The sequence below is a fragment of the Levilactobacillus sp. genome (assembly GCF_022646225.1).
GTDB classification, from domain to species: domain Bacteria; phylum Bacillota; class Bacilli; order Lactobacillales; family Lactobacillaceae; genus Levilactobacillus; species Levilactobacillus suantsaiihabitans.
This window is the reverse complement of sequence record NZ_JALCJA010000004.1, coordinates 127,862-153,995: the sequence shown is the minus strand read 5'-3', so window position 1 is coordinate 153,995 and position 26,134 is coordinate 127,862. Positions and strand designations below refer to the sequence as shown.

At 52.3% G+C, this 26,134-nt stretch carries 20 protein-coding genes; 5 read left to right on the top strand and 15 right to left on the bottom strand.

Going from position 1 to position 26,134, the window contains the following annotated elements:
• Positions 1–8: 8 nt before the first annotated feature.
• The 4 genes from LKH74_RS07630 to LKH74_RS07615 form a co-directional block, all read right to left on the bottom strand.
• Positions 9–1,034, bottom strand: a complete 1,026-nt coding sequence (locus LKH74_RS07630; protein WP_135366755.1) for an ABC transporter permease — start codon at positions 1,032–1,034, stop codon at positions 9–11.
• A gap of 11 nt (positions 1,035–1,045) precedes the next feature.
• Positions 1,046–1,975: an oligopeptide ABC transporter permease gene (opp3b, locus tag LKH74_RS07625; RefSeq protein ID WP_135366756.1), complete on the bottom strand. Its 930-nt coding sequence runs from the start codon at positions 1,973–1,975 to the stop codon at positions 1,046–1,048.
• 200 nt (positions 1,976–2,175) lie between these two features.
• Complete coding sequence (locus tag LKH74_RS07620; protein ID WP_287708145.1) at positions 2,176–3,804, bottom strand: peptide ABC transporter substrate-binding protein; 1,629 nt, start codon at positions 3,802–3,804, stop codon at positions 2,176–2,178.
• A gap of 766 nt (positions 3,805–4,570) precedes the next feature.
• Complete coding sequence (locus tag LKH74_RS07615) at positions 4,571–6,196, bottom strand: peptide ABC transporter substrate-binding protein (protein ID WP_287708144.1); 1,626 nt, start codon at positions 6,194–6,196, stop codon at positions 4,571–4,573.
• Positions 6,197–6,525: 329 nt separating this feature from the next.
• Between LKH74_RS07615 and hflX the strand changes: the two genes are divergently transcribed.
• The gene (hflX, locus tag LKH74_RS07610; protein ID WP_135366759.1) at positions 6,526–7,803 is read left to right on the top strand and encodes a GTPase HflX; all 1,278 of its coding nucleotides are present in this window, start codon (positions 6,526–6,528) and stop codon (positions 7,801–7,803) included.
• A gap of 989 nt (positions 7,804–8,792) precedes the next feature.
• On the opposite strand, the gene LKH74_RS07605 is transcribed toward hflX, so the two are convergent.
• The 9 genes from LKH74_RS07605 to LKH74_RS07565 form a co-directional block, all read right to left on the bottom strand.
• On the bottom strand, positions 8,793–9,449 hold the full coding sequence (locus LKH74_RS07605; RefSeq protein ID WP_287708143.1) for an amino acid ABC transporter permease: 657 nt from the start codon (positions 9,447–9,449) through the stop codon (positions 8,793–8,795).
• 18 nt (positions 9,450–9,467) lie between these two features.
• Entirely contained in the window at positions 9,468–10,106 is a 639-nt protein-coding gene (locus LKH74_RS07600; RefSeq protein WP_135366761.1) for an amino acid ABC transporter permease, read from the bottom strand.
• Positions 10,103–10,939, bottom strand: coding sequence for a transporter substrate-binding domain-containing protein (locus LKH74_RS07595; RefSeq protein ID WP_135366762.1), 837 nt, complete (start codon positions 10,937–10,939; stop codon positions 10,103–10,105). The genes LKH74_RS07600 and LKH74_RS07595 overlap by 4 nt, the downstream gene beginning before the upstream one ends.
• A gap of 22 nt (positions 10,940–10,961) precedes the next feature.
• Positions 10,962–11,702: an amino acid ABC transporter ATP-binding protein gene (locus tag LKH74_RS07590; protein WP_287708141.1), complete on the bottom strand. Its 741-nt coding sequence runs from the start codon at positions 11,700–11,702 to the stop codon at positions 10,962–10,964.
• Between the two features lie 1,189 nt (positions 11,703–12,891).
• Entirely contained in the window at positions 12,892–13,821 is a 930-nt protein-coding gene (locus tag LKH74_RS07585) for a DUF6681 family protein (RefSeq protein ID WP_287708140.1), read from the bottom strand.
• Between the two features lie 20 nt (positions 13,822–13,841).
• Positions 13,842–14,360 carry a hypothetical protein gene (locus tag LKH74_RS07580; RefSeq protein ID WP_135366765.1) on the bottom strand — a complete coding sequence of 173 codons (519 nt, stop codon included), beginning with the start codon at positions 14,358–14,360 and terminating at the stop codon, positions 13,842–13,844.
• A 74-nt stretch (positions 14,361–14,434) separates the two neighbouring features.
• Positions 14,435–14,893 carry a Fur family transcriptional regulator gene (locus tag LKH74_RS07575; protein WP_125576723.1) on the bottom strand — a complete coding sequence of 153 codons (459 nt, stop codon included), beginning with the start codon at positions 14,891–14,893 and terminating at the stop codon, positions 14,435–14,437.
• A 538-nt stretch (positions 14,894–15,431) separates the two neighbouring features.
• Positions 15,432–16,007: a guanylate kinase gene (locus LKH74_RS07570; RefSeq protein ID WP_287708139.1), complete on the bottom strand. Its 576-nt coding sequence runs from the start codon at positions 16,005–16,007 to the stop codon at positions 15,432–15,434.
• Entirely contained in the window at positions 15,997–16,419 is a 423-nt protein-coding gene (locus LKH74_RS07565; RefSeq protein WP_287708138.1) for a bis(5'-nucleosyl)-tetraphosphatase, read from the bottom strand. Before LKH74_RS07565 ends, LKH74_RS07570 begins: the two co-directional genes overlap by 11 nt.
• A 783-nt stretch (positions 16,420–17,202) precedes the next feature.
• Between LKH74_RS07565 and LKH74_RS07560 the strand changes: the two genes are divergently transcribed.
• The 3 genes from LKH74_RS07560 (at position 17,203) to LKH74_RS07550 (ending at position 23,015) form a co-directional block, all read left to right on the top strand.
• Positions 17,203–18,597 (top strand): APC family permease, encoded by a 1,395-nt coding sequence (locus LKH74_RS07560; protein WP_287708137.1) that lies wholly within the window; start codon positions 17,203–17,205, stop codon positions 18,595–18,597.
• 487 nt (positions 18,598–19,084) lie between these two features.
• A complete protein-coding gene (locus LKH74_RS07555; protein WP_287708136.1) occupies positions 19,085–21,526 on the top strand; it encodes a Xaa-Pro dipeptidyl-peptidase in 2,442 nt (813 codons plus the stop codon).
• Between the two features lie 577 nt (positions 21,527–22,103).
• Positions 22,104–23,015 carry a proline-specific peptidase family protein gene (locus LKH74_RS07550; protein ID WP_135366770.1) on the top strand — a complete coding sequence of 304 codons (912 nt, stop codon included), beginning with the start codon at positions 22,104–22,106 and terminating at the stop codon, positions 23,013–23,015.
• Positions 23,016–23,300: 285 nt separating this feature from the next.
• Here LKH74_RS07550 and LKH74_RS07545 read toward each other — a convergent pair whose 3' ends face one another.
• Together LKH74_RS07545 and LKH74_RS07540 are read right to left on the bottom strand one after the other, a co-directional pair.
• Positions 23,301–23,900, bottom strand: coding sequence for a L,D-transpeptidase (locus LKH74_RS07545; protein WP_135366771.1), 600 nt, complete (start codon positions 23,898–23,900; stop codon positions 23,301–23,303).
• A 98-nt stretch (positions 23,901–23,998) separates the two neighbouring features.
• Positions 23,999–25,552, bottom strand: a complete 1,554-nt coding sequence (locus tag LKH74_RS07540; protein WP_287708135.1) for an ABC-F family ATP-binding cassette domain-containing protein — start codon at positions 25,550–25,552, stop codon at positions 23,999–24,001.
• 184 nt (positions 25,553–25,736) lie between these two features.
• Here LKH74_RS07540 and LKH74_RS07535 point away from each other — a divergent pair, with 184 nt between their 5' ends.
• On the top strand, positions 25,737–26,120 hold the full coding sequence (locus LKH74_RS07535; RefSeq protein ID WP_287708134.1) for a VOC family protein: 384 nt from the start codon (positions 25,737–25,739) through the stop codon (positions 26,118–26,120).
• Positions 26,121–26,134: the final 14 nt, after the last annotated feature.

Genomic DNA, 26,134 nt, shown 5'->3' with positions numbered 1-26,134 from the left:
TAGTTCACCTACTCTTTCGTCCGCGGATCAAAGGCATCCCGTAAGCCATCACCCAAGAGGTTGAAGGCTAACATGATGATGGACAGAATCAATGCTGGCCACCACATCTGATAAGGCAGGAACTGGAAGTTCTTTTGCCCATCGTTTAACAACGTCCCTAGCGAAGCCTGTGGTGAGGAAATCCCGATCCCGATGTAGGATAAGGTGGCTTCAAAGAAGATGGCGTTGGGGATGGTAAACATCGTGTTGATGATGATCACACTGGAGAGGTTCGGCAACAGGTGCTTAAAGGCAATCTTAAGCGGTCGCTCCCCCAGTGTTCTCGCCGCGAGAATGTATTCTTGCTCCTTGATCTCCATGGTCTGCGCTCGGACGAGTCGGGCCATGTTGACCCACGACGTCAGCGCGATGGCGATAATAATCGATGTCATCCCTGGTTTCAAGATCAAAATCAGTAAGACGATGACGACCAGGTTAGGGATGGAGAGGATGATTTCGATGACCCGTTGCATGAACGTATCAACGCGACCACCCTTCCAGCCCGAGAACATCCCGTACGTGACCCCAATCGTTAAGTCAAACAGCGTGGCCACTAACGCGATGATCAAGGAGATCCGCGTCCCGTAGAGTACCCGAGAGAACAGGTCCCGACCTAAGTAGTCGGTCCCCATGATGTAAAACTTGCCGGAAGCCCCAGCCTGCTTGTAAGCGTCGACCCGTTCGCCCGCCTGGACCAAGGTCCCGTTGAACCCGTTGATGTTCACACCGGGAATCTTCGACGGTAAGTTGGCGTAGGACGGGTTAACGGCGTTAGGGTTATGCGGGGAGACCACCAGTGACCCGAAGGCCATGATGAAGATGATGGCCAACACGATCAAGGAGACCCAGGCCCCCTTGTTTTTCTTCAACCGCCGCCAAGCATCTTGGGCGAACGTTAAGGAAGGCGCCGCAATTTTTTCACTATCCAGTGATGCCCGATCATCGCCGGAAATTCGCTTAAAGCTATCTTCAGGGAGTTTAACTGTATCTGCCATTTATTTACCTCCTAGTTAGCCTTGCCCGTGATCCGAATCCGTGGGTCAACGATTCCGTAAAGGATGTCGGTGATCAACAGAACGACACAGAGCATAAATGAATAGATGATGGTCAGACCCATAATGGTTGGGTAATCGTTCGTTAAGACGGACTTAACAAATTGTTCCCCGATCCCAGGGATGGAGAAGATATTTTCCACAACCATGGATCCGGTCATGATGTTCACGGCTAACGGTCCAACGATCGTAATCAACGGAATCAGACTGTTCCGCAGCGCATGGTGGTAAATGATCCCCGTGCGACTCAGCCCCTTGGCCTTGGCGAGTTCAATGTAATCCGAACTCAACACGTCGACCATTTCCGTTCGGACGAACCGCGCCGACTCGGCTAACGGCGTCGCTCCTAACGCGAGGGTCGGCAACACCGTGTAGATGAAGCCACCCCATTCGGCGATGGGGAACCAGCCTAACTTTAACCCCAGGTAGTACTGGAGTAAGACGGCCAACACGAAGGACGGAATAGAAATCCCTAAGATGGACACGACCGTAGCGGTGGTATCAACCCAGGTATTTTGCCGCATGGCCCCAAAGGCCCCGACGATGATACCCAGGATAACCCCGAAGATCATGGCTTGCAGCCCAATCTGCAAGGATGGTCCGATCCGACTTGAAAGCAAGTAGGAAACGGGTTGATCGCTAAATTGGAAGGACGTTCCGAAGTTACCGCGGACAGCCCCTGCCAGATACAGCAGGTACTGTTGCCAGACTGGCTTATCCAAACCATATTGTTCGTAGATCAGCGCAATCTGACTTTTGGACAACTTAGCTTGGTTGGTCAGTGGCGTCCCGGGTAACAACTTCATTAGGAAGAACGTCACGGTAATAACAATGAATAAGGTCAGGATCAAGTAAAAGATCCGCTTTGCTAGGTACTTTGCCATTTGTTTACCTCTCAATCAGTAGACTTATTCGTTACCGTTAAGTTGTTAAACTTAACAAGAACTCCACAAAAACAACAAGATGATAAATGATTGCAATAATATCGAAAAGTAAGGACCAACTCGCGTTAATCCTTACTCCCCGATAAAGCTTATTATGTCAGATTTGCACCTGACGAGTAATAACTGAATTAATTCGTGGCTTACTTAGAAATGTAGGCTTTACTGAAGTCCCAGTTAGCGCCGGTTGGGAAGTAGATCAATCCCTTGACGTTGGACTTAACCAATTGGGCTTTCCCTTGTTGGTAAATTGGGATGATCCCTTGGTCATTCAAGATGGCCTTTTGTGCACCAACCATGTCGTTCCAACGAGCAGCGGTGTTGTTGGCATCCTTACCAGTTGCGGCAGCGACATCCTTGTCGTAAGTCTTGTTCGCCCATTTCCCGTTGTTGTATGAGTTGTCAGAGGTGAACAGTGACAGGAAGGAAATTGGGTCTGGGAAGTCGGCACCCCAAGCGGAAACCACGGCATCGAATTGACCATTTTCTGAACGGCTCAACCGCGTCTTGAATGGCAGGTTGCTGTTGGTAACCTTGATGTTGCCTAACTTCGACCATTGACTTTGCACAAATTCGGTGATGTTCTTACCAGCTGGCGTATCGTCGGCCATTAAGGTGAAGGAGTAGCTTGAACGACCAGTTTCCTTCAAGGCTTCCTTCCAAAGTTTCTTCGCCTTAGTCAAGTTTTGGGAAGTTGCTGAAGGAACAGCGGCGTCCGTGTTGAAGTCCTTACCCTTGTAAGAAGCTAACCCGGTTGAAACTAACCCTTTAGCCGTCGTTGACCCATCGGCTAAGACCTTGTTGACGAATTGGTTCCGGTTGATGGCCAATGATAAGGCTTGACGTGCCTTCTTGTTCTTCATCATGGAATCTTTCTTTTCGTTCAACTCGATGTAGAAGGTCGAAGCACTCTTCCGTTCAACGTATTGCTTAGAGTTCTTGTAGTTCTTTGGTTGTTGGCCACTCAAGTAAGTTGCATCCAGCTTGCCACTTTGGTACTGACTCAAAGCCGTTTGCGGATCCTTCATCGTCTTGAAGTTGATCTTCTTTAGTTTAACATTCTTCGCGTTCCAGTACTTAGTGTTTTTACTCAAGGTCCAATTATCGGACGTCCCAGTCCAGTATGTTAACTTAAATGGACCGTTGTAGACGTTCTTCTGGGCGTTTGTCGCATAACCCTTGCCGTACTTTTGAACGACTGATTGGTTTTGCGGGAAGAACATGGGACTGGCTACCAATGAAGGGAAGTAACTAGTGGCTTGCGTTAAGGTAACGACCACTTTGTAGTTCCCGACAGCCTTGACACCCAAGCTAGAAACGGCCTTCTTCTTGTTCATGATGGCGTTGGCGTTCTTAACCGGTGCGTACATGTAAGCGTATTGGGAAGCCGTCTTTGGATTGACGGTCCGACGCCAGGCGTAAACGAAGTCTTTGGCGGTTACCTTGTCGCCGTTGCTCCAGTTGGACTTCCGGAGGTTAAAGGTGTAGGTCTTCCCGTCTTTGGACTTGGAGTAGCTCTTGGCGACCCCAGGATGAATGGAACTGTTCTTGCCGATCCGTAACAGACCTTCACCGGTGTTGTTCATGGTTTCCCCAGAAACGACGTCGGTTGCGGTCGATGAATCCATGGAAGGTAATGCGGAACTTTCCATCCAATTTAACGTTTGCTTGCTGGCTTCGCTAGAACTGCTGGAAGATGACCCACACGCTGCAAGTAAGACTGCCGCGAACGTAGCCACCGTCCCTAGTTTGACTGCCGAATTGATTTTCATTTAAATCCAACCCCTCTTAGTTGTTGTTTGCGAAATAAATTGACAACCTCAAATTTGATATTGCAATTGTATATTAGAAAAAGATTAAAATCAATAGGAATGGCTAATTTATTTTAAAAGAGTTTATATAAACATTGGTATGACGGGGATATAAAATAAAAATTAAAATCTGATGTCACATTTAATCGGCCAAAAATTCACCATTTTTGTATACCATATACAGGAAAATGGCATAAAAATTAACTCGCTACTCACTGATTATTCAATATTTAAAACGCTTACTAAAAAGGGTAAAACGATTTATGAGAATTGGACGAGGAACTTCGATCACTGACCGATCAATCCGATTCGCCAAAATTGACGGCTAGTTGCGCCGCCACGCCGACTTACGGCCTTCCCCGCGTCATTAGCCGGCTCCCTACCAATTGGCCCGGACAGCCCCGTTTTAGGCGACGAGTGGGCAAAACAAAATGACATCCCCACTATTTTCATGGGAATGCCATTTTTAAGTTGATTTGCAGGTTCCTCAGCCATCAAGTTGCAGTTTCTTATTGCTAGTGGATGACGAAATGCCAATGCTTCACTGACAATCTCTATCCATGGCGGAGATTGTCAGTGCAAAGTAACATTGCTTATGGCTCACTCTTAGCGAACCGAAAGACCGTCCCTCAAGCTGGAGGTGTCCTCCTTGGCAGCCGCAGAGTTGACGTCTAGCAATAACACTGTCCTGACGCAGGCATCCGGTTTCCGCAATCTATCTGACGACTTACTTGCTAATGTAAGCCTTGCTGAAGTCCCAGTTCGAGCTGACTGGGAAGTAGACGATACCCTTGACTTTGGACTTCATCAGCTGTGGCTTGCCGCTTTGGTAAATCGGAATGATCCCTTGGTCCTTTAACAAGACCTTTTGGGCGTCGACCAGGTTTTGCCAACGCGCGGCCGGCTTGTTGGCGTTGGTCGTGGTGGCTTCCTTGACTAACTTGTCGTAAGTCTTGTTCGACCATTTCCCATCGTTGTAAGAATTGCCAGACGTGAACAGCGACAGGTCGGTGATTGGGTCTGGGAAGTCCGCCCCCCACAGGGTCACCACGGCATCAAATTGGCCAGCAGCGGACCGAGCCAACCGCGTCTTGTATGGCAAATTGCTGTTGGTGACCTTGAAATTAGGCAGCTTGGACCACTGACTTTGCACGTATTCCGTCGTGCTCTTGCCTTCGGCGGTGTCGTCAGCCATCAGTGTCAGAGAATAGCTCTTCCGGCCGGTCTCCTTTAGCGCTTGCTTCCAGAGCTTCTTGGCCTTGGCGACGTTGTGTTCCGTGGCTGCGGGAATCGAGGCTTCAGACGCGAAGTCCTTGCCATCGCGCACGGCCAGTCCCGCCGTCACGATGCCGTTGGCGACCTTGGAGCCGTTATCCAGTACTTGGTTGACGAACTGTTTGCGGTTCAAGACCAGCGACAACGCCTGGCGCGCCTTGACGTTACGCATCATGGAGTCTTTCTTCTCATTGAGTTCCAAGTAAGCGACCCGTGAACTGTTACGGGCGTGGTATTCCTTAGAATTCTTGTAGTTCTTCGGTTGTTGCCCGCTCAGGTAAATCGCGTCGAGCTTGCCACTTTGGTATTGACTCAGCGCCGTTTGTGGATCCTTGACAGCGCTAAATTTGATGTGCTTGAGCTTGACGGACTTGGCATTCCAGTACTTGGTGTTCTTGGTCAGCGTCCAGTTGTCGGACGTCCCGGTCCAGTACGTCAGCTTGAAGGCCCCGTTGTAGACGTTGTTTTGTGCGTTGGTGGCATACTTCTTGCCGTATTTCTCCACGACCCGTTGATTCTGCGGGAAGAAGGCGGTCTGAGCGACCAACGTTGGGAAATAACTGACTGGATGAACCAACGAGACCTGGACCTTGTAATTGCCCAGGGCCTTGATGCCCAGCGTGGAAACGGCCTTCTTACCCGCCATAATGGCGTTGGCGTTCTTCACGTCCGCATACAGGTAAGCGTACTGCGACCCCGTCTTGGGATTCACGGTGCGTTGCCAACCGTAAACGAAGTCCTTGGCGGTCACCTTGTCGCCGTTACTCCAGTTGGATTTACGCAGATTAAAGGTGTAGGTCTTGCCGTCCTTGGATTTGGTATAGCTCTTGGCCACGCCGGGATGCGTGCTACTGTTTTTGCCAAATTTCAACAGGCCCTCACCCGTGTTATTCAGCGTTTCCCCGGAGACCACATCGGTTGCCAATGAATTGTCCATCGTTGGTAACGCCGAGGACTCCATCCAATTTAACGTTTGATTCTTGGCTTGACTCTGACTCGACGAGGTCCCACACGCTGCTAACGCGACCGTTGTCAGCGCGGCGACCGTCCCTAATTTCAAAACTGATCGAATCTGCATAGACTTCCAACCCTTCTCATTAGTTTACCTAACCAATTGGTTATTGGTGACAACTATATATTAAAATAAGATGAGAATCAATACCAAATCTTAATTATTTAACAATTTCGCAGGGAACCCTTCAACCACAGTCACTTTCGCCCATCTTTTAGTTAAACCAGCGCCGTATTCTCACTGCAGCGGCCATAGTTTCTATCATCGTATTATCATTTATCGATCTGAATTATTCGGCGACTGCGCGTCTTTTCAGCGAACCATTGCCTAATCCTGCGGCGTTTACCAGCAAGCATGTTATACTTGGCCTATAGACTTTAAAGGAGGGTGATCTTTTGGAAGAAACCCCACGAACACCGGTCGTCACGATTGGCTTAAACGCTGGTCAGGCCACCTTTGGCTACTCGATGACTGAACTGAAAAACTTGGTGGAAGCCAACAACATGACAGTGGTTGAAGAGATTCAACAATCACTGCCCAAGCCCAACCCGGGCACTTACTTCGGGACGGGGAAAGTCGAAGAGCTGGCCACCATTGTCGCCGATGATGGCGTCGATACCATCGTGGTCAACGATGAGCTGACCCCTAGTCAGATTCGTAACTTGGAGGCGGGCACCAAAGCGCGCATCATGGACCGGACGGGTTTGATTTTGGAAATCTTCGCCAACCGGGCCCAGTCCCGCGAAGCCAAGCTCCAGGTCCAACTGGCCATGTTGCAATACCAACTGCCCCGGCTGCACACCAGCGCCTCGCAACGGCTGGACCAACAGACCGGTAGCGGTGGCGGCGGTGGCTTCACCAACCGTGGTTCTGGTGAATCCCAAACGGAAATGAGTCGCCGAACCATTCAGCGGTCCATCAACCACGTGAACCACGAACTCAAGGAAATCAATCAGGCGGCGGCCACCCAACGGCAACAGCGGGAACGCAATGAACTGCCTTCCGTCGCGTTAGTCGGTTACACCAACGCTGGCAAGTCCACGTTGATGAACGCGTTGGTCCGTGAATTTGGTAAGAGCGAAGAAAAACAGGTCTTCGTCAAGAACATGCTGTTCGCCACGTTGGATACCAGCGTGCGCCAGCTGACCTTCCCCGACCAAAAGAAGCTGCTACTTAGCGACACGGTCGGCTTCGTGAGTCAACTACCAACGCAACTGGTCAAGGCCTTCCGCTCCACGTTAGCCGAAGCCGCCAACGCCGACCTCTTGATTCAAGTCGTCGACTACGCGGACCCGAACAAGGAAGCCATGATGGCCACCACGGAACAGACGCTAGAAGACATTGGCGTCACCGATGTGCCGATGATCACGGTCTTCAACAAGGCCGATTTGACCGACGCCCACTATCCGAACCGGGTCGGCGATCAGCTGATTCTCTCCGCCATGGATGCTGATTCCATTGACGCATTAGTTCAGGCCGTTAAGGAAAAGGTCTTCCACAATTACGTGACGGCTAACTTCCTGATTCCGTTTGCGGATGGGGACGTCGTGGCCTACATGAACGACCACGCCAACGTGCTGGACACCAATTACGAGGCGGATGGCACCGCACTCAAGGTTGAGCTCCAGTCCGCCGACTTCGACCGCTTCAAGCAATACGTCGTTACTGAGTAAGCGGTCTTTGGCCGCCTCCAGCTCGCCAACTGCCTTACCGCTCCGTGAAATTCTAGTCTGGAACGCTGGGGGAAGGACCGCCCCGAGCCTGAGAAACGGTCTCGGGGCTTGCTTTGAGCCAGAAAATCACTGTCTCAAAGACACCAATTTGCCAGCAAAACCCGCTGGCAAATTCCCCGGCTGAGACTAGATTTCACTCCGCTCTCGGCTACTTTTGTGGTCATCCCTATTTACTTACAGCGGTTCATGATTGTCGGTAACATTGTGCTAGCAAAGTGGCGAGCTTCCGACTACAGGAGTGCTTGTCAGTTACAACGGTTTAGCTCTCGGCAGCTATGAATTCGCTGACTAATTGCTAGTCATTCAGCGCCGTTGATCTAAGCTCTTGTTTTTACTAGGTACTTAGTGGACACAAAGCCTGGACGCCAACCCGTTAGCGTTACTCTCAATAATCATCGACCTAGCCACTCGCTTCTTCTTGCGAGTGGCTTTTTGTAACTCTTTCTTAGCTAATTGAAGGTTGGACCTAAAATTAACGCGCCGGCCAGGCTGACGGCTACCAGTAACACTATGTTAATGACTAGTCGTCAATGCGGCTACTATCTGGGGTTAAGACGACTGTTACTGGCAAGCACTACCGTAGCCGGGAGTTCGCCAAATATGGGTTCAGCCGTGGGAGTTGCCTTAGCGGCGCGGTTCATGCCGCTTAGGCAACTGGCGTCTTTGAGACGTGGGCTTCGGCTCAAAGCGAGGCGTCGAGACCGACCTTTGGCTCGGCCCGTCCGCCCCAGCGTTCCAACCCATATTTGGCGGACGGTAGGCGGCCAGCTCGAATGTGAGGCTGTAAACGACTATTTTTGACGTCATAAGTCGCTTGATAACAATGGCTTCAGTTGATTTTCACCTTTCAATCTTCAGTTAGCTAATGATCAAAAAACGCCCAGCCATTTCGCAATGAGATGGCTGGGCGTTTTTGATTTTCATTTAAGTTAGGCTTGGCGCTTTTCCAGGTAATGGGCGAGCACGGATAAGCAGTAACAAACGATAAAGTACATCAGAGCAATCGCCACGAACATCGGGATGATGTAGTTGGTGTTTTGCCCGTAGATAATCTGTGAGCGGTACAACATTTCTGGCAACAGGATGATAGTGGCCAGCGACGTGTCCTTGACCAGTGAAATGAACTGGCTGACGATGGCCGGAATCATCTTGACCATGGCTTGTGGCAACACGATGTACCACAGGCCTTGCCAGTAGGTCAACCCGTTGGCCCGGGCCCCTTCCATCTGGCCTGGGTCGACGGCTTGAATCCCGGAACGCACGATTTCGGCCAACATGGTCGATTCGAAGATCGTCATGGCCAAAATGGCGGCCGGAATAATTTCGGGTTTGACCCCCAGGTTGGGGAGCCCGAAGTAAGTAAAGAACAGGATCAAGATCAGCGGCAGGTTGCGGATAATATCAATGATCAATCCCACGATGGCTGATAAGTATTTGATCTTCACGTACCGAACGACCCCGAGAATCGAGCCGATAATAAAACTCCCAATGATGGACACGATAGAGACCAGAATCGTGATCCCCAGCCCACCGAACAGGTAGCGTAGGTTATCTGGGGAGTAGGCATCAATAAAGTTTTGTAACATAATTTATTCTCCTCCCCTTTAAGCTAACCGTTTTTCCAAGTAGCGCATGTAGTAACTGATCGGCATGGTGATGACCAAATACAAGACCCCGACCGCCGAGTACGCCGCGATGGTTTCCAGCGAACTCGAGGCGATGACGTTGCCTTGGTACATCAAATCAAAGCCACCCACGAAGGCTAACGTTGAGGAGTTCTTGACCAGGTTCACGAACTGGTTACCCAGTGGCGGAATCACGTAGCGAAAGGCTTGCGGCAAGATGATGTAGCGCATGGCTTGCCAGAAGGACAACCCGTTGGAGCGGGCCCCTTCCATTTGCCCCGGGTCAACGGATTGGATCCCGGCCCGGACCGTTTCGGCGATAAAGGCCGAGGTGTAAAGCGTCAACCCAATCGTGCCGGCCGTAAACCCGTTCATCTTGATGACGTACAGCGGGAACACCACGTAGAAGAACATGGTGATGACCAGCAGCGGAATGTTCCGAAAAATTTCAATGTAGACCCGGGCAATGCCGCGGGCCACCTTGCTGGGTGATTCTTCTAACAGGGCAAAGAACGTCCCGAGAATCAAACTGAAGATCAGGGCAAGAATGCTACAAAGCAGCGTTTGGCCTAACCCATAGAGTAAGGTGCCCCCATATTCTGAAAAGATATGAATCATTCTTTAGCCGCCTCCTTGTAGTCAAAGCCCTTGACGTTGTGGAACCACTTGTGCAAGAGCTTGTCATAGGTCCCGTTTTGCCGCAACTCGGTCAAGGCCTTGTTGGTGGCGTTTCTAAACGGTGTCTGGTTCTTGTCCATCGCGATGCCATATGGTTCGGAAACGAACGTCCCCCCGGTCACTTCATAGCCTGGGTTTTGGACGGACATCCCGTACAGGATCCCGTTATCGGTGGTCAACGCTTGCCCTTGGCCGGACTTCAATGCCGTCATGGCTTGCGCGTAGTCGGTCAGTTGTAAGACCTTGGCGTTGGGTGCGACCTTGGCGACGTTTTCCACGGAGTCAGAACCCACGACCCCAAGGACTGTGCCTTTTTCCCGGTTCAAATCTTTGACATTTTTAATGCTACTACCGCGCTTGACCAACAGCGATTGGCCGGCGTAGAAGTACGTGTTGGAAAACGCGACTTGCTTGCGCCGCTCCGGCGTATTGGTCATGGTCGCAATAATGGCGTCGATGTTCCCATTTTTCAGCATCGGCATCCGGGTCGAACTCGTGACCTGAATGAACTTGGCCTTGGCGTCCTTGCCCAGCATCTGCTTGGTCAGCGCCGTGGCTAAATCAACTTCAAAGCCCTTGATTTTCCCATCCTTGGTGTCTAGCAATCCAAACAACCGGGTATCTGCTTTGACACCCCAGGTGATCGTCTTAGACTGTTTGTCCGTCTGGTACACGTTTCGTGCGGACAGCGGCTTGCTGCCACACGCACTGACGATTACGGTCAAGGCAACCAGGGAGAGTAGCAGGCCCAAACTGCGAATTAATTTTTTCATCGTGAGCATACCTCCCCTGTGATTAGTGTGTCAAAATCTTGCTTAAGAATTGCCGTGCCCGTTCGTTGCTTGGCTCGCCATCGAAGAACTTCTCCTTGGAGTCGTCTTCCAAAATGCGGCCGTCCGCCATGAAGATCACCCGGTTGGCCACTTCACGCGCAAAGCCCATTTCGTGGGTCACAATCAAAGACGTCATACTGGAGTCACGGGCAATGGTCTTCATAACGTTCAGCACATCATCGATCATTTCGGGGTCCAAGGCACTGGTTGGTTCGTCGAACAAGAGGCACTTCGGCTTCATTGCCAGCGACCGCGCGATGGCGATCCGTTGTTGTTGCCCCCCGGAGAGTTGCGACGGCATCTTGGGTGCTTGGTCAGCTAACCCAACGCGGTCGAGCATTTCCATGGCGATCTTCTTGTTTTCCGTTTCGTCGCGGTGCAACACAATCCGCGGTGCCAGCATGACGTTTTCCAAAATCGTCTTGTTGGCATAGAGGTTAAAGTGTTGGAACACCATCCCCACGTTCTTGCGGATCCGGTTCATGTCCGTCTTCGGGTTGGCCAGGTCTTGGCCGTTAACGATCAATTGCCCATGGCGAATCTGTTCCAGCCCATTGACGGTCCGAATCAGCGTCGACTTCCCGGAACCAGACGGCCCAATCAGCACAACCGTTTCCCCGGCATCGATCGTTAAATTAATATTGTGTAGCGCGTGGAAATCGCCGTAATACTTTTCCACGTTGTGAAATTCAATCATTGACATAAGTATTCCCTCCACTAGTGATTTTTTGCCGTACTTGCGGCGACTAGCGCCCGAACCCAATCCCGTAAGACTGAGTTTTTAAAGTGTCTAAAGTAAAGTTTAAACCAAAAAAATTACCCGGTCAAAATAAACAGCTCTAGACCGCCTAGTCCCACAGACCGTTTTGGGGGTCAAAGGTTAGGTGTACCACGGGTTTTTGCGCCCTAAAATTTTTTTCAAACGCGTCAACCCGCGACAGATGCGTCCTTCGCCAACTTTTCACGTCCACAACCATTTATACTACCGTGACGCTTTTTCCCGTGATTGCGCCAATCTGGGGTGACAATTCCGGGTTGGATTTCGTTAGTAAAGATAGAGGGGTGACTGGCATTGTCGGAGACCGCAACATAGTGTGTACTGGCCGCCTTACCGTTCACTAGCTAGGCGTCGGAACGCGGTGGGCGGACGGGTCGAGCCAAAGAGCGGTCTCGACACCTCGCTTTGAGCCGAAGCCCGCGTCTCAAAGGCGCCAGTTCCCTAAGTGGCCAGAACCATGCCACTAAGGGAACTCCCACGGCTGAACGCCTATCTAGTGAACTCTCGGCTACGATGATGGGTGTCCGCAACGATTACTGTTATCTGTCGCCCACTATCTTCTATCATCATCCCCTGTGACCAACCCAATTTAATTGCTACCGTCGATTTAACGAATGACTGTACGAAAATAGTATCTCGACGTTCCAAACCAGACGTTATTTTTTCAGAATGCACCGTCCGTCCCCTCATACACCGCCTCAGGACACCAGCTAAAGCCGGTTATCACTGAGGTTTACACCAGAGTCTCCCTCGCCACAACAAAAAACGCCGACCCCGATAACGGGCCGACGCAATGCTTTTCAGTTTCAGATTAGTTGACACGACTCTGTCACCACCACTAACCGGCTTGGCGAACAATCGTCAGCCAGTTACTTGGCAGGAACTACCGTAGTCGGAAGTTCGCTAAGGATGAGCTCAGCCGTGGGAGTTGTCTTAGCAGCGCTCTTGGCTGGTTAGGCAACTGGCGTCTTTGAGATGCGGGCTTCAGCTCAAAGCGAGGGGCGAGACCGCCCTTTGGCTCGACCCGTCCGCCCGCCGCGTTCCAGTCTCATCGTTAGCGAACTGGAGGCGGCAGGCGCCCCCACCATTAACGCAGGCGGCCCCCCAAAAAAGCTTAGTGGTGGTAACGGGAGGTGCGCGTCATTGGTTCGTCGCTGGTGGCAGTGGCGTCGTAGCGGGCCTGGCGACTGGTTTCTGTCGGCGTCTCGCGCTGGGCGTAACGTGCCGTAGCTGGGCGGTCGTCATGGTGTTTGTACGCCAGTTGGACGGCCACTTGGAACTCATTGGGCTGTTCGATCAACGACGTCCGGCCCAAGACCTTGAACGGCCCGCCGACCAACGTTGCGTTGGCCAGGTACAGTTCAAACTGGTCGCGGACATCGGCGACGTCTTGCAGGCCGACCGTGCTGACCACGCCGACCCGTTGTTTCTCCGCTTGATTGATACCGGCGTAAACCACCAGTTGGTGGCCTTCCGTTTGCATTTCAAAGTAGGGAATCAATACCGCCGGGCCAGAGGCGTAGACCGGTTTGCCCGTTTTACGCGTCTGTTCCATGATTTCGCGGTCGCCCAAGCCAGAATAGTCCAGCTGGAGCAGTTGGTTCTGTTGTAGGCGCGTCGCCAGGTTTTGGACGTTTTGCGCGTCGCTGGCGGTGGCCGTTAATTTCCCGGGTAATATTTTCTTTTCGTCGAAATACCCGTTGGCCGGAATGTTGCGGCCACCACGCATGGGTTGGGTCGTTTCCTCTGCTTCTTTGGGCTTGATGTGTAGCCATTTTTCAATCTTGGGCGAGATGTCAAATGGCGCCTTTTTTTCCGTGAAATAATACACCGTGTTCAAATAAACAAAGTATAACAGAATCAGTGCCACGAGCAGGATCAATAACCCCCAGAACGGGTGGCCATTTTGGAGATACCGGAACCCGATGTAAAACAGGTAGAGGTCCCCTAAGGCGCCAATGATGACGTAGATACGGTTCTTAATTTTTGCGTTGACGTTGATGTAGCCTAAATAATGGTTGACCATGTCAAGAAAGCTTAACATTGTCGGTCCCCCTTCCTTCGTTATTGATTCGAATCAGTTGTCCCGTAAGTCGTCGCATTCTGATTATCGGTCGTGTCAGTGGTGTCATTGGCGGTGTCGGCCGTACTGTTGTCGGTCGTGTTATCATCCGTTGTAGTCGTTGAAGAACTGACCGCACTGGAAGACGTCTTCTTTTTCTTCGACGTGGTCGTCCCAGTACTTCCAGTCGTGCCCGTCGTATCAGCCGTGCTGGATTCCGTGGTGGACGTCTTCTTGGCCGACGAACTTTCCGTATCCGTGGATGAGCTGTCAGACGACTCGCTACTGCTGTCAGAACTGTCTTTAGATGAATCTGAATCCTTTTTCTTGCTGTCGTCGCTGGCCTTCTTCGAATCACTCGACGAGAAGCTGCTAACGAGTGACGAGCTGGTATTTGACACTCGTGAAGCCCCTTCATTGGTCTTCGTGACGGTGTTGGTCACGACGTTCGTTGCCCCGAGCGCTAGTGCCATCGAGACAATCGCGAATGGCGTAATCAAGGGTGGTGTACGATACCCCATGCGTCATTCCTCCTTCCGTTTGCCTAACTACGACCATTGTCGCATAGGAAACTCAAAAATCCGTCAAATTTCTCTTAATTTTTCACTAAGTCTTGTTCCTGAACACCGGCCGCCTTGCACTCGGCACACAGGCCGTAGAGCTCAAAGCTGTGCCCCGCAATTTCACAACCGGGTAACTGGTCGGAGAAAAAGTCCATCGGGCACATTTGCAGTTCAATCACCTTGCCGCAATTTTGGCAAACAAAATGATGGTGGTGCTGGTGGTGCAAGTCACACTGATACTTGACCCGCGCGCGTTCTTGTTCCGTGTTTTGCTCCACGATGCCGACTTCCTCGAATTCCTTCAAGTTACGGTAGACCGTGTTGTGGCTCATCCCCGGAAACTCCGTGCGCATGTAAGCATCGACGGTCACCACATCGGTGTAGTGCGCCTGATTGGTCAACAGGAACTCTAAGAGTGCGTGCCGTTGCTTGGTCATCTTTAATTTATTCTTCTTTAAAATCGCTACGGCGGTACTTAAAGATTCTGCCATGATGGGTGGCCTCCTTGATTTATTTTTGATATGAACGCGTTGGATTGCAAAATAATAGTCTTCTGACAACTAAAAATGGTTAAACCAGAGCCTGCATCAGCCAGAGATTCCGCCTGCTCTGGGGAACACCTCCAGACTGAGGAACGGTCTTCCGGTTCGCTTGAAAGCCTGCCAAAAATCGTCAGTCTCTCAAGTCGTCCCACGCTGTAACCTGGCAAACAACGCCAGGTAACACCGTCGACACAGCTGGCTCCATCTCTGGCTGCCTCCGGCGAGTTGGAACTTATCAGCAACACTGCGGTAGTTAGCCATTAATGGTCACCAAAGACGAAATCAATCGTCACTGACCATCACCCGGTAGCCGCGGATATTCAGCCGTGGGCGCTTCCATACCGACGCAATTCTGACCGATTTGGCAAGCAAGGCGCTGAGTACGTCCTGGGATTAGTCCCATTGCGTTATCCCAGCTAACCATCTTTTGTGCCCGTCGTTTCCAACCGCCGAATTCCCTGTTAGTTTATCATATTTACTGCGAAACTCAACTATCAATTGCCTCGTCGCGCTGGAGGCGGGTCATCAGGTCGTCCAGCTTGATCTGGGTTTGTTGCCAATCGTCGTTGTTCAACTGAATGGCCTTGCCTTGTAATGCCAGGGGCATGGTCAAGTCGCGGCGGTACTCGGCACTGGCCAGACGTTGGGCCATCATGTGTTCATCGTCCCCCCGTTTGCTCAACCGGTGGACCAATTTATCTGGCTGACTCACCGTTAGGAAAATGATGACGGCTTGGTCGCCCAACTCCTGAGCGTAGGTGATGGCGCCGGCCGAATCTAACACGATCGCGTCAAACGGCGCCCGTTTGAACCCGCGCGCCAGGCCTTCTTTCGACGACCCATAATGGTAGCCCGCATAAACGACGGATTCCAGGTAATGGTTCTGCGGGAAACTCGCTGGCGTTTCAAAATAATAATCAACGCCGTCGACTTCCCCCTGGCGTGGTGGACGCGTGGTGTGCGTGATGACCTTGGTCACGGGATAGTGGCTCACCAGGTAATTTTGGACCGTGGTCTTGCCCGTCCCCGTAGCGCCGGTAATCACCAATACTTTAGGCGTCATGGTGGCCCTCCAGATAGGTGTTGGCCTGATCCAACAAGCCCTTCAGGTTGTCATAGCTCAACGTCTGCCGTGCTGTGGGATAATCAAACCAGCCAAAGTCACTGATTTCTTCAACCTGACGCGTAATCTTGCTATCGGCTGGCACCAACGCCGTATACAGCACCACATGCTTGTGATGCCCATTGGCCATGTCGTAGTCCAGGTCCGCATGAAATTCCGGATTGATGGCGACCACTAACTGAGTCTCCTCGCGAATCTCACGAACTGCCGTGGCAATGTCACTTTCGTCGCCCTCCACGTGGCCCTTGGGAAATCCCCAGAAGTCGCTGGTGGCACTCTTTAATAGTAGATATTGGATCTGATCATCAACCAAGCGGTAAACGACCGCTCCACTAGCATTTTCGGTAATCATGTGGTGTTTCCTCCTCGAATTTGACTAAACTCCTTCTATTCTAAATCGAAACACCGGGTAATGGGTAGAATTTCACTCTCTTTTCCTCGAAAATGCCGCGAACTCTCATTGACTTTTAATTTAATCTTAGGGTACACTATCTGCAACATCACCATTTCGCGGGAAAAACCGCCTAAAGTGCTGAAACTCGCGGGCACAATGTGTATTATCAATGTATGGGGGAGTGATAACCGTCGCCTTACCGTTCCGCAAAATTCTAGGGGGGGACTGGTGCTGGGGGAGGACGGCCCGAGCCAAAGGACGGTCTCGGCCCTTGCTTTGAGCCAGAAGACCGCTGTCTCAAAGTCACCAATTTAGCCGCCAAAAGCGCGACTAAATTCCCCGGCTGAGCCTAGCTTTTGCTCCACTCACGGCTTAGATAGTGGCGTCCCCACGCTTCCATGAACACCTGTCGTCCCGGCGCGACATTATCGATAATAAGCATTGCGGAGGTTCACCACTACTAGCGGGATAATTATCACCCCCATGTGACTGATGACCACCCACGGAGCCGATAGTTCGCTAAATCTGGGCTCAGCTGCAGGAGTTTCCTTACCGGTGGGTTATGCCGGTTAGGAAACTGGCGTCTTTGAGACGTGGGGTTCGGCTCAAAGCGAGGCGGCGAGACCGCCCTTTGGCTCGCCCCGTCCGCCCGCCGCGTTCCAGCCCAGATTTAGCGAACGGCAAGGCGGACAGCTTACACCAGCATCACCATGTTTCATCTATTATATTAGGAGGCTTTTTATGGGACTTGCGCGTATATTTCGTCGCGAACGCTTAGATAACTACTTGCGAAGTGACCAACACTTTGCCAAAACAATGACGGCCAAGGATTTGATGTCGTTGGGGATTGGGGCCGTCATTGGGACCGGGATCTTCATTTTGCCCGGTACCATCGCCGCGCAATACAGTGGCCCCGGCATCGTCTTATCCTTTCTGATTGCCGCCATTGTCTGTTCCACTGCCGCCATGTGCTACGCCGAATTTGCCTCCGTCTTGCCGGTCGCCGGTTCAGCCTACTCCTATGGCAACCTGGTCTTTGGTGAAATCATTGGCTGGGTTCTCGGGTGGGCACTGATCCTGGAATACGTTTTAGCCGTCGCCGCCGTGGCCAACGCGTTTGGCGCCTATTTCAAGTCCTTTCTGGCAGGATTCGGCCTCAACCTGCCCAACGCCATCACCGGTCCCTACGACCCGGCGCACGGCACTTACGGCAACCTAATCGCCATTCTGGTGGTTTTCTTCATCAGTTGGCTGCTCAATCGCGGGATGCGTGAATCCATGCGCATCAACAATGCCATCGTCATCGTCAAAATTGCCATTATCATTTTATTTGTGGCGGTCGGCATTTTCTACGTGCGGCCCAGCAACTGGCAGCCGTTCGCTCCGTTTGGCTCCAAGGGGATTTTGCGCGGGGCCTCGACCGTGTTCTTCGCTTACTTGGGCTTTGACGTGGTCTCGGCATCGGCGGCCGAGGTCAAGAACCCCAAGAAGAACATGCCCATCGGAATCATCGGCACGCTGATTGTGGCCACCGTTTTGTACATGCTGGTCGCCATCGTTTTGACCGGGATGGTCCACTACACCAAGCTAAACGTCGCCGATCCCGTGTCCTTTGCTTTGACGCTGGTCCACCAAAACTGGACGTCTGGCATCATCTCACTGGGCGCGTTGGCCGGGATGTTTACCATGATGGTCACCATGATCTACAGCTCCTCGCGGTTGATCTACTCGGTCGGTCGCGACGGCCTGTTGCCAAAATTTCTAGGCAAGATCGACGACCAAACCGGGACACCAAAGCATAGTCTGGGCGTGGTGACCATTGTGATTGCTTTACTGGGCGGCTTCGTGCCACTGGCCCAGCTGACCAACCTGGTTAACATCGGGACGTTGGTCGCCTTCCTGTTTGTCTCCTTCGGGATCTTACGCTTGCGCAACCTCCCCGATTTGCCCCACAACACGGGCTTCCAGGTGCCGTTGTATCCATATTTGCCGATTCTGTCCGGACTTCTGTGCTTTTACATGATGCTCCAACTGCCAGCTGAAACGTGGATTGCGTCGTCCATCTGGTTTGCGCTGGGCCTGCTGATCTACTTCGGCTACGGCCTCCGCCACAGCCGGCTCAACGACCAATCCTAGGTTCTAAGCAACACGGTGCGTGCTGGCCGCCTTACCGTTGTCTGGAACGCTGGGGAAGGACGGCGAAAGCCAAAGAGCGGTCTTTCACCTCGCTTTGAACCGCCCAAACCGCGTTTCAAAGTCCCAGCCGGGGGATTTCACTCACGGCTTAGATGGCAGATGTCAGAACCATTGGCCGCATTGTGTCGTGTGCCTCAGCAATTGCTAATCCCACTTTTCAGCTAACTGTTTTCGTAGCCGAAGGCTGTCAGGGATGGCGCCAGCTGTGTCGACGGTGTTAGCAGAGGTTTTTTCTCTGCTTACAGCGTGGGACGACTTGGGAGACTTGCGGGTTGTGCAAGGCTTCCAAGCGAACCGGAAGCCCGCTTCTGGGCTGCAGGTGTTCCCCATAGCAGGCAGAATCCCTGACAGCCGCAGGCGACCAGTCCCCCCTAGTTTTTCCAAGAAACGTTGATTTCAAAAAAATTGATAAGGTAGGCGAAGATTTATGCGTAACCAACAATTTGCCATTCGGCCCACGGCACCCGCCCAGGCCCTTGACGAACTTCAACGAATTCACTTTTTAGATGAGAAAAATGCTGACCTCAGTACCCCCAGTTTGCTCTTGCAAGACTTGTATGACCGGAGTTGGCCAGAGTTTAAGACCCCTGATGTCATTCACCAGCAACTGGCCAACCTGATGGCAACGCCAGATACCGATGGCTGGGCGTTTCTAAGCCATCATGACAACGTTCCCGTCACAGTCTTTTACAACCTGGCATTACAACGGCTGGGCTTTGCGGTCGACCTGGACTTCAAATTGGCCGACCCGCTGGCTGCCATGGCCAAGATTCAGTTGCCCGTGGCCGACCATGCCGGCAATGACTTCACTATTGCCGAGCTCAAACAGGCTTGGTATCACCTGCTGACGACGCATTCCAAGAACGGGCAGACCTTCTTAGACCAACTGACCACCCACGGCTATTTCGAACCACTCGTGCACGACCCCAACGTGGACAAGCCCCTGATCTTTAACGGCAAGTCCCAGGCGGTCTTTGACACGACCCAGCTGATTCGCGAGGTCGTTTACGTCGAAAGCGCCCAAGATACCGACCACGACGGCCAACGCGACCTGTTGAAAGCCGAGATCATTCGCCCAGCGGAAACGGAAGCCGGGTTAAAAGTGCCCGTCCTCTACACCGCCAGCCCGTACAATCAGGGCACCAACGACGAGGCCGGCGACCACATGATGCACAACGTCAACGTGCCGCTGCAGCCCAAGCAGCCCAATGACACGACGTTAGCCGACGTGACCGCCCAACCAGATACCACGCCAGTCCCGGCCCCTCGGCCCGTAACTGCCACTACCAAGGAAGCCGAACAGACCTTTGCGCGGGAACAATCCTACACGTTGAACGACTACTTCTTGGCCCGCGGCTTCGCGGTCGTTTATGCGGCCGGAATCGGGACGCTGGATTCCGATGGTGTCCGGACCACCGGTGACCCCGAGGAAACGACCTCCACGATTGCCATCATCGAATGGCTGGCTGGCAACCGCACGGCCTTCACCAGCCGCGCGGCCACTCAGGCCATCCCCGCTTGGTGGAGCAATCACGCCATCGCCATGACCGGGCGTTCCTACCTGGGCACGCTAGCCACGGCTGCGGCCACGACCGGTGTTGCGGGTCTCAAGACCGTCATTTCCGAAGCGGCCATTTCCAACTGGTACGATTACTACCGTGACGGCGGTCTGGTCATTGCGCCCGGGGGCTTCCCCGGTGAAGACGCCGACGTGCTGGCCGAGGAAACGTTTAGCCGGCAACTCCAAGCTGGCGACTACCACCGCATCCAGGCCAAATGGCAAGCCGACCTGGCTGCCATCACCCATGACCAGGACCGCGCGACCGGGAACTACAACCGTTTCTGGGACGCCCGTAACTACCTGAAGCATGCGAAAAATATCAAGGCTGACCTCTTGCTGGTCCACGGCCTCAACGACTGGAACGTCAAACCACGCAACGTTAATAACCTTTGGAACGCCGTGCGCGACTTACCCGTCACCAAGAAATTGATTCTGCACCAAGGCCAACACATCTACATCAACGCCTTTCGCTCGATCGACTACACCGACATCGTCAACCTGTGGCTGACCCACGAACTGCTGGGCGTCGACAACCAGGCCGAAACGCTGTTGCCCAACGTTATCATTCAGGACAATACGCAACCGGAAATCTGGCACGCTTACTCCGACTGGGATGCACCAACCAATCCAACGCGTAGCTTTAATTTACAACACGACGAGTTGGTCGACCAACAGACCCACGACCCACTGGCCTACGCCACCAGCTTTAGCGACCAACTACCGGTCGAACAATACAACCGCTACACACACGACATCGCGGCTTGGCAAAACGACCTACTGGGCGACAAACATAATGCCATGTTTAACCACCGGTTGATCTTCAAGTCCGCGGTCTTGACCGACGACCTGTTGCTGGACGGCAAGCCAGTGGTCGACCTGCGCGTGGCGGTCAACCAACCGGTCGGCATGTTGAGCTTCCAACTCGTGGACTACGGCGATGCCAAACGCCTAGGTGTCTCGCCCACCATTCTGGCGCGCAAGGCCCTCGACGAAGGCTACCGTTGGCGTGAAGACGACCTGCGTGAATTCCAGCCGGCCGCAACCACGCCATTTAAAATGATCACCAAAGGCCACCGCAACCTGCAAAACCGGACCAACGCTTACCACGTCGATGAGTTGAAGCCTAACGCGTTCTACGACCTGAGCGTGACCCTGCAGCCGACCCACTACCGGCTGCTTGCCGGCCACCAGTTGGGACTGGTCATCTATGCTACCGACTTCGGCATGACCGTCCGCGGCAATCAGGACCTGCAGTACTCCATCCAGCTCGGCAACTCCGCCCTGCACCTGCCTTACCTGGCGGAATAGCCTGGGCAACATAGCAGGGACTGGCCGCCTTACCGTTCGCCAAATATGGGTTGGAACGCGGTGGGCGGACCGGACCGAGCCTGAGAAGCGGTCTCGGCCTCGCTTTGAGCCGAAGGTCGCGTCTCAAAGACGCCAGTTGTCTAAGCGGTATGAACCGTGCCGCTAAGACAACTCCCACGGCTGAACCCATATTTGGCGAACTCTCGGCTACAGTAGTGGTTGTCAACAACCATCGATTTAGCCCTTGATAGCCGCCTAACTCGTCAACTAGCGTTCAGCCGATACGTTGTTCCTGGTCAACTCGCTAGAGCCAGCCAAGGATGGTGCTTGCTGTGTCGACGGTATAAGTTGAAATTTTGTTCAGTCTGCTCCGCGAAATGACTTTGACAACAGAACGGTACTAGGGAAGACAGTATCTTCAGGGATTTTCCCAACAGGCAACATCCCTGGCAGTTGCGAACGACCTAGTCGCCACCAATCCTATAGCCGACACTACATCATTCCACGGTTAACGGTTTAGAAATATAGCTAACAGTGATAAACTATTAGTAACTCATTAGAAACGGGGGAATTTGACATGAAGCAAGGTACCACGATCATTACCTTAGACAACGGTTACCACCTTTGGACCAACACCCAAGGCACTGGTGACATCCACCTGCTCGCCTTACACGGGGGCCCTGGTGGCAACCATGAATATTGGGAAGACACGGCCAAGCAATTAGCCGCTCAAGGCCTAAACGTTCAGGTCCACATGTACGATCAATTGGGTTCTTGGTACTCCGACCAACCCGACTATAGCGACCCTGAAATCGCTAAGAAATATCTGACTTACGACTACTTCTTGAATGAAGTTGAAGAAGTTCGGCAAAAGCTGGGCATCGACAAGTTCTACTTGATCGGCCAATCTTGGGGTGGCGCATTGGTCCAAATGTACGCGGCTAAATTTGGCCAACACTTGAAGGGCGCTATCATTTCCTCCATGGTTGATAACATCGACGAATACGTTGAAAGCATCAACCATATTCGGGAAACGGCTCTGACCGCCGACCAAGTGGCTTACATGAAGCAGATCGAGGCCAACGGCAACTACGACGATCCAAAGTACCAAAGCTACGTGGACATCTTAAATGACGGCTACGTGGACCGGAAGAAGCCCGCTGCCATTTCTCATTTGATCAGCACCATGGCGACCGACGTTTACGGCGCCTTCCAAGGTGACAACGAATTTGTCATCAAGGGCAAGTTGGCTGAATGGAACTTCCGTGATCACTTGAAGGACATCAAGGTGCCAACCCTGTTGACCTTTGGCGAACACGAAACCATGCCACTGGCTACTGGTAAGAAGATGGCTGAGTTGATTCCACACTCCCGCTTCGTCACCACGCCAGAAGGTGGCCACCACCACATGATCGACAACGCACCCGTTTACTACGATCACCTGGCAACCTTCATCCGCGACGTCGAAAATGATAATTTTAATGATTAAGGATTAACCGCAAAAGCCTTCACCACCCCACTGGGGCCCGGTGAAGGCTTTTGTGTCGGTAACCTTGTGACAGCAGCACCCACGTCGACCATAGGTAAAAAAGGTTTGACCTAAACACAGAGATTCTCAGTTCCGTGTTCGGTGAGTTTATAAAAGCCTTGCCTAATAATCTAGTCAGATTATTAGGCAAGGCTCAATGATGACAAATGACGATATTTATCTGCTTCAATTCAAATTTTCCCAGGGTTGAGATCTGTTTTTAGACTTTCAACCCTTAGATCAAAACTAGTGAACCACAACTTTCATCCCATAAGGCACGTGATTGTAGACCCACTTGGCATCCGCCACTGACAGGCGCACGCAACCGTGAGAAGCGGCCGTCTTGCCTAACTCCTCGGCTTCGCTCTTGATGTAATTGCCGTTAGCATCAGTGGGCACGCTGTGGAATAGATAAATCCCGTGGTCCTTCCAAGAGACCCAATATTTAGCCCCTTCACCAGAACTTTGATTGTAGAAGAATTTTCCCCGTTCCCCTTGGATGGCATACGTGCCGTGAGGGGTCTTATTTTCCTTCCCCGTTCCCGTGGAGCAATACATGGTGTACAGCACCTTGTTATTGGCATCCCGGATATACACCCGTTGGCGACTGGTATTCACGTCCAGCCAGGCATCGGTGTGTTGCTTGAGGTTCGGATAAGGCTTGTCTTCCGACGGCTTCCGCCAATTAATGGTGTCCGCCTTGGCCGTGTTATTGGCCTTCTTCGTCGTTTGGCTAGTGGGTTGACTCGTCGGCTGTGCTGTGTGGCCTTGGATCAGCCGGTTCACACCGACCGCCGCCACGATGACCAGCGCGACAACTACGAGTAACTGTCTTAAACGTCTCATTGTCTGCCGTCCTTTTCAAATTTTCCTAACTACCCCTACTGTAACGGATTTTTCTGAAAAAGGGAACGCCTTTTACCAAAACGTAATCTCGGTGCAATCTAGTTTGCAGAATTCCTTAAACTCAGCTTCTCCACGTTCAAAATCTTATCGACTAAGCCGGTGTAGAAACTGGCCTCATGGCTAACGATAATCGCATTGCCCGGGAAATTCAAGATGGCTTGCTTCAACGCCTGCTTGGTTTCGTCATCCAAGTGGTTGGTCGGTTCATCCATGATCAAGAAGTTGGCGGGTTCAAATTCCATCAACGCCAACTTGACCTTGGTCTGTTCTCCACCGGAGAGCTCGCCAATTGGCTTCATGGCGTTGGCGGAGTCCAGCCCACATTTCGACAGCTTCGTGCGAATCGCCTTTTGCGGCAACTTTTCGTACTTGGCCTGGATAATCTGGAGTGGGGTTTGTTGGGTGTTGTCCCAAACCAGATCCTGACTGAAGTAGCTGATCCGTGCGGACGGTGAAAAATGCGCTTCCCCACCCTTGGCTTTGATGATGCCTAAAATGGACTTGATCAGCGTCGATTTCCCGACTCCGTTGAACCCGGTCAGACCAACTTTTTGGTCGGTCGTCACGGAGAACGTCACCGGCTTCAATAAGGGCCGGTCATACCCCACGGATAGTTCATCGACCACCAAGGCGTTTTGCGACCCGGTCTCTTGATACGGAAAATCAAAGTGGGCTTGCACGTTAGTCGATGGCGGATCGACCCGTTCCATCCGGTTGAGCATCTTTTCCCGTGACTTGGCCATGGTCGACTTGGACCCGGCCTTGTTCTTGCGGATAAAGCGCTCGGCCTTTTCGATGACGACCTGTTGCTTGTCGAATTCCCGTTGTTGGGCCTTCTCGCGTTCACCCCGTTGGCGCATGGCTTGCTTGAAGCTGCCCCGGTACTTGGTGATCTGGCCAAACGCCACGTTGATGATACAGTTCGTCACGTTTTGCAAGAAGTCGTAATCATGGGAAATGATCAACGCGGCGCCGTCAAAGTTGTTTAGGTAGTCTTCCAACCACGCAATGTGGGCGACGTCCAGGTAGTTGGTCGGTTCGTCCAGTAAAATGACGTCGGGGTTTTCCAGCAACAGCTTGGCCAAGATGATCTTGGACCGTTGCCCCCCGGACATCTTGGCAACTTCATGGTCGCGACCGATGTCGTCTAAGCCCAACCCGGAGATGACCCGTTCGATTTCCGTTTCCACGTCGTAAAAGTTACGCGCGTCCAGTTCTTCTTGGATCCGACCGGCCCGTTCGAGCAACTTATCTTCCATCGTTTCCGCGTATTCGGTATACATCGCCGTCATCCGGTCATTCATTTCGTACAAATCGGCGTAGGCCGTATGCAGAAAGTCGATCAGCGTCATGCCGTCTGGAATATCGGCGTACTGATCCAAATACCCAATGTGGGTTTTCTTTTGCCATTTCACGGACCCCGTTAACGGGAGCTCCTGGCCGGTAATAATTTTAATTAAGGTTGACTTCCCAACCCCGTTTTGCCCGACGACACCCATGTGTTCGCCTTTTTCTAGGGTAAAACTGGCGCCTTCGTAAAGCTTCTTATCTGCGAAGCTCATGCTGAGGTCGTCAACTTCTAATAGTGGCACTGTTTGTCCCTTCCCTTCTTCTCTCAAGCCGAAAAAAGCCCCGACAACGTCAAGGCCTTTAGCTAAACCTATATTAGGTAGTAACTTACCACGAAAACCGGGGGTTCGTCAACTTCCTGGCCTAGGGCGCCCACCTATTTTATGCTATAATGATTAAAATTTATGCCTAAAGGACTGACACTTCATGAATATTCGTAACATTGACCACCTCACCTTAACTGTTAGTGACGTGGAGCATGCCGTGCGCTGGTACCACGAGGTCTTTGACCTGCCCATCATCGAATTTGACGATGGTCGCCGCGGCGTGAAGCTGGGCAAACAAAAAATTAATTTCCAACAAAGCGACCAGCTCCATTTACCCGTCGCTAAGCACCCCACGGTCGGTGGCGCCGACTTCGCCATCATTGCGACCGACCCACTCGCCAATATTTTATCCCACCTCACCAACTATGCGGTGGAAATCGTCGACGGCCCCGTGACCAAGCAAGGTGCTCTGGGCCCCATGACGTCAGTCTACGTCCGCGACCCCGACGAAAATCTGATTGAAATCGGCAAATACGACCAGTAGGAGGCGGACCCGTT